10 protein-coding genes are annotated in these 12,675 nt (G+C 65.7%); 1 reads left to right on the top strand and 9 read right to left on the bottom strand.

Translation table 11 applies throughout. The annotated features are described in order from the left end of the window. Positions 1-338: 338 nt before the first annotated feature. From gdhA to ilvC, 9 genes are all read right to left on the bottom strand, one after another. On the bottom strand, positions 339-1,688 hold the full coding sequence (gene gdhA / locus B2527_RS13750; RefSeq protein ID WP_293714407.1) for an NADP-specific glutamate dehydrogenase: 1,350 nt from the start codon (positions 1,686-1,688) through the stop codon (positions 339-341). A 129-nt stretch (positions 1,689-1,817) separates the two neighbouring features. Beyond that, positions 1,818-2,879 (bottom strand): 3-isopropylmalate dehydrogenase, encoded by a 1,062-nt coding sequence (leuB, locus tag B2527_RS13745; protein WP_293714405.1) that lies wholly within the window; start codon positions 2,877-2,879, stop codon positions 1,818-1,820. A 169-nt stretch (positions 2,880-3,048) separates the two neighbouring features. Further along, complete coding sequence (leuD, locus tag B2527_RS13740; RefSeq protein ID WP_293714403.1) at positions 3,049-3,627, bottom strand: 3-isopropylmalate dehydratase small subunit; 579 nt, start codon at positions 3,625-3,627, stop codon at positions 3,049-3,051. 193 nt (positions 3,628-3,820) lie between these two features. Next, positions 3,821-5,239, bottom strand: coding sequence for a 3-isopropylmalate dehydratase large subunit (gene leuC, locus B2527_RS13735; RefSeq protein ID WP_293714401.1), 1,419 nt, complete (start codon positions 5,237-5,239; stop codon positions 3,821-3,823). A 35-nt stretch (positions 5,240-5,274) separates the two neighbouring features. Beyond that, the gene (locus tag B2527_RS13730; RefSeq protein ID WP_414717093.1) at positions 5,275-6,828 is read right to left on the bottom strand and encodes a 2-isopropylmalate synthase; all 1,554 of its coding nucleotides are present in this window, start codon (positions 6,826-6,828) and stop codon (positions 5,275-5,277) included. Continuing rightward, positions 6,825-7,877 carry a threonine dehydratase gene (locus B2527_RS13725; protein WP_414717096.1) on the bottom strand — a complete coding sequence of 351 codons (1,053 nt, stop codon included), beginning with the start codon at positions 7,875-7,877 and terminating at the stop codon, positions 6,825-6,827. Before B2527_RS13725 ends, B2527_RS13730 begins: the two co-directional genes overlap by 4 nt. A gap of 258 nt (positions 7,878-8,135) precedes the next feature. Beyond that, a complete protein-coding gene (locus tag B2527_RS13720) occupies positions 8,136-8,387 on the bottom strand; it encodes an ACT domain-containing protein (RefSeq protein WP_293714397.1) in 252 nt (83 codons plus the stop codon). Next, entirely contained in the window at positions 8,371-10,098 is a 1,728-nt protein-coding gene (ilvG, locus tag B2527_RS13715) for an acetolactate synthase 2 catalytic subunit (protein ID WP_293714395.1), read from the bottom strand. The genes B2527_RS13720 and ilvG overlap by 17 nt, the downstream gene beginning before the upstream one ends. A gap of 39 nt (positions 10,099-10,137) precedes the next feature. Next, a complete protein-coding gene (ilvC, locus tag B2527_RS13710) occupies positions 10,138-11,112 on the bottom strand; it encodes a ketol-acid reductoisomerase (protein WP_293714393.1) in 975 nt (324 codons plus the stop codon). 630 nt (positions 11,113-11,742) lie between these two features. On the opposite strand from ilvC, the gene B2527_RS13705 reads away from it, so the two are divergent. Beyond that, positions 11,743-12,561 carry an AfsR/SARP family transcriptional regulator gene (locus B2527_RS13705; protein ID WP_293714391.1) on the top strand — a complete coding sequence of 273 codons (819 nt, stop codon included), beginning with the start codon at positions 11,743-11,745 and terminating at the stop codon, positions 12,559-12,561. The last annotated feature ends 114 nt before the right edge of the window (positions 12,562-12,675 follow it).

The raw sequence follows: 12,675 nt of genomic DNA, 5'->3' as shown, positions 1-12,675 counted from the left end.
TCGTCACTCCTTTGATCGGGGGAGTCGACTATGGGTGATGCGTACGTCGGATTTGTTTCACACGTAAGAACGGAATGGCGCGGGTTGCCAGCGCAGCGTCATCAAAGGAAACACATGAGCGACATGGACATCTGCATCTGCGCATGGCACGGAAGACGGCCGTGCGCATTGGACCCGATGTTGTGGCATGCAGCCGGCGCGTTGCGCAGCCAGCGTCTCATGGGCGTGCCCCGGTGCAGTGGTACTCACCCATCTGCACGCATTGCGTGGGTGCATCGCATCCAAGGGCAGCGGCGCCCGTGGATACGATGCCCGTGGATCGCGGGGGCAGGGCTGGCTTAATACAGGCCCTGCGCCAGCATCGCGTCGGCGACCTTGACGAAGCCGGCGACGTTGGCGCCGTCCACGTAGTTGACGCTGCCATCGGCACGCACGCCATGCTGCACGCAGTTGGCGTGGATCTCCTTCATGATCACGTGCAGGCGCTCGTCGACGTCGGCATGGCGCCAAGACAGGCGCAATGCGTTCTGGCTCATTTCCAGGCCGGACGTTGCCACGCCACCGGCGTTGCTGGCCTTGCCCGGTGCATACAGCGTGCCGGCCTGCAGGAACACATCCACCGCTTCCAGCGTGGACGGCATGTTGGCGCCTTCGGCCACGCACAGCACGCCGTTGTGGACCAGGGTGCGGGCATCGGTTTCGTCCAGCTCGTTCTGGGTGGCGCAGGGCAGGGCGATGTCGGCCGGGATATGCCAGGGGCGGCGGTCGGCGAGGAATTCGAAGCGGGCATCGTCGCCCAGTTCGGACAGGCGGCCGCGGCGCTCGTTCTTCAACGCCATCACCTCTTGCAGGGCCTGCTCGTCGAAGCCATCGCGGGCGTACAGCGTGCCGCCGGAGTCGGAGAAGGTCAGGACCTTGGCGCCGAGTTCGCTGGCCTTGATGGCCGCGTACTGGGCGACATTGCCGGAGCCGGAGACCAGCACCTTAGCGCCATGGGTCTGGCGCTTGGCGTGGTGCAGCATCTGCTCGACGAAATAGACCGTGCCAAAGCCGGTGGCTTCCGGCCGCATCAGGCTGCCACCGTAGGCCAGGCCCTTGCCGGTGAACACGCAGGCGGCGTCATTGCTGAGCTTCTTCATCATGCCGGCCATGAAGCCGACCTCGCGTGCGCCGACGCCGATGTCGCCGGCCGGCACGTCGGTATCCGGGCCCAGGTGGCGATACAGCTCCAGCATCAGCGCCTGGCAGAAACGCATCACCTCGCCGTCGCTCTTGCCCTTGGGGTCGAAGTCCGAGCCGCCCTTGCCACCGCCCATCGGCAGGGTGGTCAGTGCGTTCTTGAAGGTCTGCTCGAAGGCCAGGAACTTGAGGATGGACAGGTTCACCGAGGGGTGGAAACGCATGCCGCCCTTGAACGGGCCGATCGCCGAGCTGTGCTGCACGCGCCAGGCGCGGTTGACGTGGGTCTGGCCCTTGTCATCGGCCCAGGCGACGCGGAACTGGATGACCCGCTCCGGCTCGACCAGACGTTCCAGCAACCCGTATTGCGTGTATTTCGGGTTCTGCTGCAGGAAGGGCCACAGGCTGTGGGCCACCTCTTTGACTGCCTGCAGGAACTCGGATTGGTTGGGGTCGCGCTTGGCCACATAGGCCAGGAAGTCGTCGGGGGTACGGTAGTTCAAGGTCATTCCTTTTCAATGCGGGACCTGAAGAACGGGTCCAATAGGAGACAGGTCCAAGAAAAAAAGCAGCGTGGTATCCACCAGGCGGGAACAGCCCGCAAAAAAAGACGCGGCCAAAGGCCGCGTCCATTTACCTCATTTCAACTGCGCAAGCACGGCCGCACCGGCTTGCCGGGTGCTGAGTGCCTGGCCTTGCGCGGCCAGGTCGGCGGTGAAGTGGCCGCCATCCAGCGCTGCGGTGACCGCCTGTTCGATGGCGGCGGCTTCGGCCTCCAGGCCCAGCGAATGGCGCAGCAGCATGGCCGCGCTGAGGATGGTGGCGTAGGGGTTGGCAATGCCCTTGCCGGCGATGTCCGGGGCCGAGCCATGGATGGGCTCGTAGATGCCGACCTTGCCCTGTTCACCCAGGGATGCCGACGGCAGCAGGCCCAGCGAACCGGCCAGCATCGAGGCCTCGTCGGTGAGGATGTCGCCGAACATGTTCTCGGTGACGATCACGTCGTAGACACGCGGCTTGGCGATCAGGTGCATGGCCATGGAGTCGACCAGCTGGTGTTCCAGCTCCACGTCCGGGAACTCTTCGCGGCCGATGCGGGCGGCGGTGTCGCGCCACAGGCGCGAGGTTTCCAGCACGTTGGCCTTGTCCACCGAGGTCAGCTTGCCGCGGCGCTGCTGGGCCAGGCGGAAGGCGCTGCGCAGCACGCGCTCGATTTCCAGCACGGTGTAGCGGCACAGGTCGCTGGCGCTGTCGGCGTCACGGGTCTTGTCGCCGAAGTAGATGCCGCCGGTGAGCTCGCGCACCACCACGAAATCCACGTCCTTGAGCAGTTCCGGCTTGATCGGCGAGGCGTTGAGCGCGGCCGGATGGGTGCGTACCGGGCGCAGGTTGGCAAACAGGCCCAGCGCCTTGCGGATGGCCAGCAGGCCTTGTTCCGGGCGCACCTTGGCATTGGGGTCGGACCACTTGGGGCCACCGACGGCGCCCAGCAGCACGGCATCGGCCTTGCTGCAGGCTTCCAGCGTGGCGGCCGGCAGCGGCTCGCCGTGCTTGTCGATGGCAATGCCACCGATGTCGTGTTCGCTGAAGCTGAAGCTGTGACCGAAGCGGGTGGCGACGGCCTTGAGCACGTCGACGGCGACGGCGGTGATTTCAGGACCGATGCCGTCACCCGGCAGTACGACGATATTGGCTTGCATGTAGGGGTTCCGGTTGCTGTTGTTGTTTTTCTAAAGCCCCTCTCCCTCCGGGAGAGGGGTTGGGGTGAGGGTAGGGGGCGCCATGCGCTGTTTGGCTGCAGTAGGCTTCGCCCTTACCCTCATCCGCCCCTACGGGGCACCTTCTCCCGGAGGGAGAAGGGGAGGTCGGTCACGCCGCTTTCGCCGCCTCATACCGCTCGATTTCATCCACCCGGCCCAGCAGCCAGCCCAGCTGGTCAACGCCTTCCAGCAGACAGGTCTGCGAGAAACCATCCAGCGGGAAGCTGTATGCCTTGCCGCTGGAGGTACGCAGCTCACGCGCCGCTACATCCACGGTCAGCTCGTCATCCGGGTGCTGCATCAACTCCTGCACGTCGGCTTCGTCCAGCACAATCGGTAGCAGGCCATTCTTCAGCGAGTTGTTGCGGAAGATATCGGCGATCTCGCTGCTGACAATCGCCTGCAGGCCCAGATCCGTCAATGCCCATGGCGCATGTTCGCGCGAGGAGCCGCAACCGAAGTTGCGCCCAGCCAGCAGGATGGCGCGGCCCTGGTTGTGCGGCTGGTTGAAGGCGAAGTCTGCATTCGGCGAGCCATCGGCCTGCCAGCGCCAGTCGTTGAACGCGTTCTTGCCCAACCCGGCACGCTCGGTGGTGGACAGGAAGCGTGCCGGGATGATCTGGTCGGTGTCGATATTGGTCTGGCGCAGCACCACGCTGCGCGAAACGATGCGGGTCAGTGCGGCCATCAGTACAGCTCCAGTGCGTAGCCCTTCTCCCACCGGGAGAAGGTGGCGCGCAGCGCCGGATGAGGGTGTGCTTGCGCAGGGTGTTTGCCGGAAGAGGCAGCGGTCGCCCTCATCCGCCCCTTCGGGGCACCCCCGCCTTCGCGGGGGCATACCGTTGTATCTCCCGGAGGGAGAAGGGCAAAAGCGGCGGCCATCACGCCACCTCCTTGGCAAACAGATCGCGGGTATCGGCAACGCGGCCGTTCACCGCTGCCCATGCCGCGCTCATCGGCGAGGCCAGCAAGGTGCGCGAGCCCGGCCCTTGGCGGCCTTCGAAATTGCGGTTGCTGGTGCTCACCGCCAGCTGGCCCGGTGCAACCAGGTCGCCGTTCATGGCGATGCACATCGAGCAGCCCGGCTCACGCCATTCGGCACCGGCAGCGCGCACGATCTCGTGGATGCCTTCGGCCTCGGCATCGCGCTTGACGATCTCCGAGCCCGGCACCACCAGCATGCGCACGCCGTCGGCGACGTGGCGGCCGCGCAGCACCTGCGCCACTTCGCGCATGTCACTCAGGCGGCCATTGGTGCAGGAACCGACGAACACCACGTCCACCGGCGTACCGATCAAGCTGTGGCCGGCCTCGAACTTCATGTAATCCAGGCCCTTCTGCGCGGCGGCATCGTTGGCGGCTGGGATCGGCGCGTCCACCGCGATCGCGGTGCCCGGGTGCGTGCCCCAGGTCAGGGTCGGGCGGATGTCGGCGGCATCGATCTGCACTTCCACATCGAAGCGCGCGCCGTCGTCGGTGTTCAGGGTCTTCCAGTACGCCACGGCGGTGTCGAAGTCGGCGCCCTTGGGGCCGCGCGGGGTGTTGGCGACCCAGTCGAAGGTGACCTGGTCCGGTGCCACCATGCCGGCGCGGGCGCCGGCCTCGATGGACATATTGCACAGGGTCATGCGCTGTTCCATGTCCATCGCGCGGATCGCCGAGCCACGGAACTCCAGCACATGGCCTGTGCCGCCGTTGACGCCGATCACGCCGATGATGTGCAGCACCACGTCCTTGGCGCCAACGCCCGGGGCCAGTTCGCCATCAACGGTGATGGCCATGGTCCTGGCTTTGCGCTGCAGCAGGCACTGCGTGGCCAGCACGTGGCCGACTTCGCTGGTGCCGATGCCGAAGGCCAGCGAGCCGAACGCACCATGCGTGGAAGTGTGGCTGTCACCGCAGACGATGGTCATGCCCGGCTGGGTGAAACCCTGCTCCGGGGCGATGACGTGGACGATGCCGCGATTGGCCGAGGACAGGTCGAACAGCTCGATGCCGTACTCGGCGCAGTTCCTGGCCAGCGTTTCAACCTGCGCCTCGGAGGCTTTGCTGGCGTAGGGCAGCTTGCCGTCGGGGCCGGCCGGCAGGGTCGGCGTGGAGTGGTCCATCGTCGCCTTGGTTCGGTCCGGGCGGCGCGGCCTCAGGCCGCGCTGGCGCAGTTCGGTGAAGGCCTGCGGCGAGGTCACTTCGTGGATCAGGTGCAGGTCGATATACAGCACGGCCGGCGCGTTGTCGGATTCGGGGACGACAACGTGGGCGTCCCACAGTTTGTCGTACAGGGTTTTGGGTGCGGAGCTCATCGGTACGTTCCGTTGCCTATGTTCTGCCGTCGCGCTCAGGCGCTGACGGCTTCCTCGGTCTTGCTGCCCTCACGCTGGCGCAGCAGGCGGTTGGTGACATCCAGCCAGGCCAGTGCACTGGCTTCGATGATGTCACGGCTGGTGCCGGTGCCTTCGAGGATCTCGCCTTCGTGGCGTACGCTCAGGTTGGCTTCGCCGCGGGCATCGGCGCCGATGCCGACGCTGTGCACGTGGTAGCTGTCCAGGGTCAGTTGGATGCCGGTGGCGGCCGACAATGCCGAGAACAGGGCATCCACCGGGCCGTCGCCCTGCGCGGTTTCGGCCACGCGGTTGCCTTCCGGATCGGACAGTTCAACCAGTGCGTTGGCGCGGCTGCCGACGTCGCTGATGGTCATCGAGGCCAGGCGGTAACCGTCGCTGCTGGAGGTGCCCTGCATCAGGGTCTGCAGGTCGGCGTCGGTGACCACGCGCTGCTGCTCGCACAGCGCCTTGAACTGGTCGAACACCAGCTTCAGCTCTTCTTCTTCCAGCCAGTAGCCCAGTGCACGCAGGCGCGCCTCGACCGCGGCGCGGCCGCTGTGGCGGCCCAGCACCATCTGCGAGGATTCCCAGCCCACGTCTTCCGGACGCATGATTTCGTAGGTGTTGCGATTGCGCAGCATGCCGTGCTGGTGGATGCCGGATTCATGGGCGAAGGCATTAGCGCCGACGATGGCCTTGTTGCGCTGGACCGGCATGCCGACCAGGCGCTGCAGCAGCTGCGAGGTGGGCACGATGCGCTGGGTGTCGAAGCCGGTATCGAAGTTGTAGAAGGCGTTGCGTACCTTCAGCACCATCGCGATTTCTTCCAGCGCGCAGTTGCCGGCGCGCTCGCCGATGCCATTGATCGAGCCTTCCACCTGGCGTGCACCGCCTTCGATGGCGGCCAGCGAGTTGGCCACGGCCAGGCCCAGGTCGTTGTGGCAGTGGGTGCTGAACACCACCTTGTCGGCGCCGGCGGCATTGGCGATGACGTGCTGGAACATCGCGCGGATTTCTTCCGGCGTGGTGAAGCCAACGGTGTCGGGCAGGTTGATGGTGCGCGCACCGGCGGCGATGGCGACCTGGGTGACTTCGGTCAGGAAGTCCAGTTCGGTGCGGGTGGCGTCCTCGGCGGAAAACTCGACATCGTCCAGGTAGCCGCGCGCCATGCTCACATGCTTGTGCACCGACTCCAGCACCTGTTCCTTGCTGATGCGCAGCTTGTGCTCGCGGTGCAGCGGACTGGTGGACAGGAACAGGTGCAGGCGCGGGCGCGCTGCGGCTTCCAACGCCTTGATGGAGGTTTCGATATCGCCGGCCAGGCAGCGCGACAGCACCGCCAGGACCGGCTGGCGTACCTCGCGGCCAATCAGGGCCATGGCTTCGCGGTCGGATTGCGAACTTGCGGGGAAGCCGGTTTCGATCACGTCCACGCCCAGTTCCGCCAGCGCCCTCGCCATCACCAGCTTCTGTGGTGGCGTCATGCTGCAGCCGGGTGATTGCTCACCGTCGCGCAGGGTCGTGTCGAAGATGGTAATTCGCGGGGTGTTGTTGGTTGGAGTATTCACCAGAGGGTCTCCTCGACTGCGGCGGTAACGGGAATTTTGGGGGATTCGGATTTGGGGCTGCGCTGTGTCGCTGCGACGACACGGCTTCTAAGTCGTTCGGCGTTACGCCGTCGAGGTTTGCGTGGTGGGCTGGGGCGTACTTCAGACAACAGGGTCGACAATACCGTGGCATCGATGTTGCCGCCCGATACCACCGCACACTTGCGCTTGCCGGACACACGGCGGCCGGCGGCCAGCGCCAATGCGCCAGCACCTTCGGCGATGACGTGCTCTTCCAGCGCCAGCCGCACCAGGGTTTCGCGCAGTTCGGCTTCGCGCACGATGACCACGTCGTCGAGCAGGCTGGCGCACAGGCGGCGGGTGATGAAACCGGGGATCTTGACCTTGACGCCATCGGCGAGGGTTGGCACCGGGTCAACTTCGCGCACATCGCCCTTGATCGCGCGTGCCATCGAGTCCACGCCTTCGACCTGCGCGCCGATGATGCGCACGCCTTGCGACTTCAAGGCCAGCGCAACGCCCGAGGCCAGGCCACCACCGCCGATCGGCACGATCACCACGTCCGGTGCATGCGGTGCCAGTTCGATGCCCAGCGTGCCCTGGCCGGCGATCACGTCGGGATCGTCGAAGGCGGACAGGAAGCGGTAGCCGTTCTGTTCGGCCAGCTCGCGGGCGAAGGCATAGGCTTCGTCATAGCTGTTGCCGTGCTGGCGGACGGTGGCGCCCCAGTGCTGGACGCCGGCGATCTTGGTGGCCGGTGCGCCATGCGGCATCACCGTGATGGCCTGCACGCCCAGCCGGTGCGAGGCCCAGGCCACGCCCTGGGCGTGGTTGCCGGCCGAAGCGCAGATCACCGGGCGTTCGTCGCCGCGCTCCAGCGCTGCAAGCATCGCGTTCAAGGCGCCACGCACCTTGTAGGAACCGGTGCGCTGCAGGTTTTCGAGCTTGAGCCAGGTGCCGAAACGTTCGGCGTAATGCAGCGGGGTAGGCGGCAGGAAACGGCGCAGGCGGGCCTGCGCGGCCAATACGTCGGCGACGCTGACGTTCAGCGTGTCAGCGGGTGTTGCAACTGCGACGGCGCGGCCACGATCAGGCATGGTGACGCCGGGATTCGGGATTCGGAATAGGGGATTGACGGTGCACCGCGGATGGTTGGAGAAGACACCTCCGTTCAGCACCGCTCGCAGCCGCAGCCGGGCGGGTGAGGGCGCGACTCCCGACTCCCGAATCCCCAATCCCGGCGCCACCAAGAAGACGCCTCCGTGGTTTACGGCGGCGTACTACCGGTACGCCACTTACGTCGCTGCTCATACGCTGGCACCAGCGACCGGCACCACCCGTACCGATTCGCAGTCGTAGACCTTTTCCAGCTGGTGGCGCAGGGTTTCCGGCGGACGGGTACCGTCGATGTCCATCTGCACGTGCCAGCGGCCAGCGTCGTCGGCCTTGCGTTGGCCGGCGATGTTGCTGGGGGAAAAACCGCGGCGTTCAACCATGCCGATCACGCGCACCAGCGCGCCTTCGGCAGGCTTCAGCACCAGGTCAAGCCGGTATTGCATTGGAACTCTCCTGCGTTGCCTTGGCGTGGGCGGGGTTGCTGTCCAGCATGGTGCTGTTGGCGTTGTTGGGTGGCACCAGCGGCCACACGTTGGCACGCGCGTCGATGGCCACGTGCAGCAGCATCGGGCCGGGCGCGTCGAACAGTTCGGCCAGGCCGTCCTCGACGTCGTTGCGGTCAACGATGCGCCTGGCCTTGATGCCGAACACCTGCGCCAGGGCGACGAAATCCGGGTTGTCGGACAGGTCGATCTCGCTGTAGCGCTCGGCGTGGAACAGCTCCTGCCACTGCCGCACCATGCCCAGCGAGGAGTTGTCCAGCAGCACGATCTTGATCGGCAGCCTGCAGCGGGCAATCGTCACCAGCTCCTGCACGTTCATCATGAAGCTGCCGTCGCCGGAGACCAGCACCACGGTGCGGTCGGGGCAGGCGAACTGCGCGCCCATCGCTGCCGGCAGGCCGAAGCCCATGGTGCCCAGCGCGCCGGAGGTCAGGTGGTTGCGCGGGTGGTTGAACCGGCAATGTTGGGCCACCCACATCTGGTGCTGGCCCACGTCGCAGGCGATGACAGTGTCCGCCGGGGCCACTTCGCTCAGTCGCTTCAACAGCCGCGGCGCATAGATCTGCTCGCCGGGGGCGTCGTAACGGGCGGTGAACTTTTCACGGTTGGCAGCGCAGCGTGCGCGCCAGGTATTGCAGTTGGCGCGCTCGCCGGTCAGCGCGACCAGGCCGTCACGGACATTGCCCGGCAGGGCGATGTTGGCACCGCGCAGCTTGGAGATTTCGTAGACGTCGGCATCCAGGTGGATGACCCGGGCAAACGGTGCGAACTCGGCCAGCTTGCCGGTGGCGCGGTCGTCGAAGCGGGCGCCGACCACGATCAGCAGGTCGGCCTCCTGCACCGCCATGTTGGCGGCGCGGGTGCCGTGCATGCCCAGCATGCCCAGGTACTGCGGGTGGTTGGCGGGCAGGGCGCCCAGGCCGCGCAAGGTCAGCACGGTGGGGATGCCGGTGGCCTCGACGAACTGGCGGAACTCGCCCACCGCATCGGCCAGGGCGATGCCGCCGCCGCCGTAGATCACCGGCTTCTCGGCCTGGGCGATGGCAACCAGTGCCTCGGCCAGTGCCTCGGCAGCCGGTGCCGGGATCGGATCAACCGACGCCGGCACATGGTCGGGCAGGTGCGCCGCACTGGCCAGCTGCACGTCCTTGGGCAGGTCGATCAGCACCGGACCGGGCCGCCCTTCGCGGGCGACACGGAAGGCTTCGGCAACCACCTGCGGCAGCTCATCGACACTGCGCACCAGCCAGCTGTGCTTGACGATCGGCAAGGTCATGCCGAACACATCCAGTTCCTGGAACGCATCGGTACCCAACAATGCGGTGCCAACCTGGCCGGTCAGGCACACCATCGGTACCGAGTCCAGCATGGCGTCGGCGATGCCGGTGACCAGGTTGGACGCGCCCGGGCCGGAGGTGGCCACGCATACGCCTACCTTGCCGCTGGCGCGGGCATAGCCATTGGCGGCCAGTGCCGCGCCCTGCTCGTGACGTACCAGGATGTGCTTGAGGCTGGAGTCCACCAATGCGTCATAGAACGGCATGATGGTGCCGCCCGGGTAGCCGAACAGCGTTTGCACGCCTTCGGCTTCCAGGGCCTGCGTCAGCCAGCGTGCGCCATTGCGTGGCGCACCGGGGGTGGAAGTGTTCATGGAGCGACCTTTGCCTGTTGCGGGTGGGGGACCGCGCGGTTACGCGTTCTGTGCTTGCAGCCAAACCATCTTGGCGCGGAGCTCCTTGCCCACCTTTTCAATCGGATGTTCCATGTCGGCCTGCTGGAACTTCCTGTAGTTCGGCAGGCCGGCGTCGTACTCGGCTTCCCAGTTCCTGGTGAAGGTGCCGTTCTGGATATCGGTCAGCACGTCCTTCATGCGGGCCTTCACCGAGGCATCGATGACGCGCGGACCGCTGACGAAATCGCCGTACTGCGCGGTCTCGGAGATGAACTCCAGCATGCGGGTGATGCCGCCTTCGTAGAACAGGTCGACGATCAGCTTCAGTTCGTGCAGCACTTCGTAGTAGGCGATTTCCGGCTGGTAGCCGGCTTCGACCAGGGTTTCAAAGCCGGCCTGGACCAGCGAGGAAGCGCCACCGCACAGCACGGCCTGCTCACCGAACAGATCGGTTTCGGTCTCTTCCTTGAAGGTGGTCTTGATGATGTTGGCGCGGGCGCCGCCCAGACCAGCCGCATAGGCCAGCGCGAACTGCTCGGCCTTGCCGCTCTTGTCCTGGTAGACCGCGTAGATGCAGGGCACGCCGCGGCCGATTTCATACTCGCGACGGACCAGTGCGCCCGGGCCCTTCGGCGCGACCAGCACCACGTCCAGGTCGGCGCGCGGCTCGATCATGCCGAAATGCACGTTCAGGCCGTGTGCGAACAGCAGGCAGGCGCCCTGCTTCATGTTCGGTGCCAGCACCTCGTTGTAGAGCTTCTTCTGCACCATGTCCGGGGTCAGCACGGCGACCAGGTCGGCGTCCTTGACCGCTTCGGCCGGGGTCTTGACGGTGAAGCCATCGGCCTGTGCCTTGACCTCGGTAGGGCCGCCAGCGCGCAGGCCGACAATCACGTCGAAGCCGGATTCACGCAGGTTCATGGCATGGGCGCGGCCCTGGCTGCCGTAACCGACGACGGCGATTTTGATCTGGGGCAGTTCGTTGGTGCTCATGGTGCTTGGGTTCCTTGCGATCAAGAGAGACATGCAGAAATAAAAACGGCCGTTGCGTCAGGACGCAGCGGCCGGGGCGGGCGGGGCAGACACCATGCAGGCGGCAGCGCTGCCGCAGGCAGCGTTGGCGGTGTGTTTGTTCGTGGTGTCAGTGGTTGGGTACATGGTTTCAGATGAAATAGAAGCTGGAAACGAAAAACCCCGCACCGGGGTCGGCGCGGGGTCTTTAGTCGAATCTGGCTGTCTTTACGTTACGCGCCAGTCTGCCCCGCACCTGTTGGCTCGGTAATAAGTACGAGTACAAGAATCGAGGCCACGGCGTGGGCCGGGGTCGAAGTCAGGTCAGCGGTGGCGTTGTGGCGTTGCAGCATGGGTCGAGATAAACACCCTGTTGACGTGGTGTCAACGCTTGCAGGTGTGATTGCCGGCAAAAACCCGACAACCCGCGCTGCATAAGCATGGTTACGGTTGAAACCGCAATGACGGAGGGGCGGCGACGGCCACAAGTGCGCGGAAATCGTGGTTTTGGACCGGGTTGCAATTTTTTTGGGAGAGCGTGATTGGATTGCGACGCTTTTCCCGGTTTTATCAGTAACAGGCCCTGCAACCGGGGCCGGACCGAGGGTTCCCATGGAGAAGATGTACAAGCAGATGCCGGCCCAGGTACATGCTGATCGCTGCGGTGCCAGCAAGGGTGCGGCCTTGGCGGGCATCGTCCCGCTGATGGGGCATGGCGAAGGACTGCCGGCACCGCTGATCTATCGCAAGGGGTGGGCATTGCTGGGCTACCTGGCGCTGGAACCCAACCGCATGCATTCGCGCGCCAGCCTGGCGGCCCTGTTCTGGCCGAACCTGGGCGAGACCAGCGCGCTGACCAATCTGCGCCAGGTGCTCAGCAACCTCAATCGCTACTGTACCCAGCAGTTTGGCCCGGAGGTATTGCAGATCCAGCGTGGCAGCGTGGGCCTGCTGCGGGGCGAGCGCATCCTGTTCGACGTGGATGTGTTGGTACAGGCCCCCTGCGATGCCATCCATCTGCTGAGCGATCAGCGGATCTTCCTGGATGGCATGGAGGACATCGCCGACCTTGAGTTCCAGGCCTGGCTGCAGACCACGCGGCAGATGCTGGAGGTGCAGCTGATCAGTTCGGTGGAGCGTTGCTGCGACCAGATGATCGAACGTGCGCGCTGGGATTCGGCCATCGATCTGGCCAATGCGCTCAGCCGCCGCGATCCCTGGAATGAAGCGCACGTGCAGCGGGCGATGCGCGCCCATGCCGGGAATGGCAGCAGTTGTGAGGCGCTGACTGCCTACCAGCGGTTGGAGGCTTTCCTGCGTAGTGACCTGGGCTTGGACCCCTGTCAGGAAACCCAGCGCCTGCTGCAACAGATAAGCGCGCTGGGCAGCGTCGTGCGGGCGGCGCCGGTGCACCTGTCGGCGACGATCTGAGGCCCACAGGGGGCTGACAGCAACTCGCCGCGCAGCCCCTGCCCGCAGGCATGCGGAAGGGCACATGGTGGCGCGGGCAGGGGCGGGTTATCGTCAATACTCCTGCCTGCCGGT

Origin of the sequence: Stenotrophomonas sp. UBA7606, from assembly GCF_002477705.1 — a bacterium.
GTDB lineage: Bacteria > Pseudomonadota > Gammaproteobacteria > Xanthomonadales > Xanthomonadaceae > Stenotrophomonas.
This window is presented reverse-complemented; position numbering and strand designations above follow the sequence as displayed.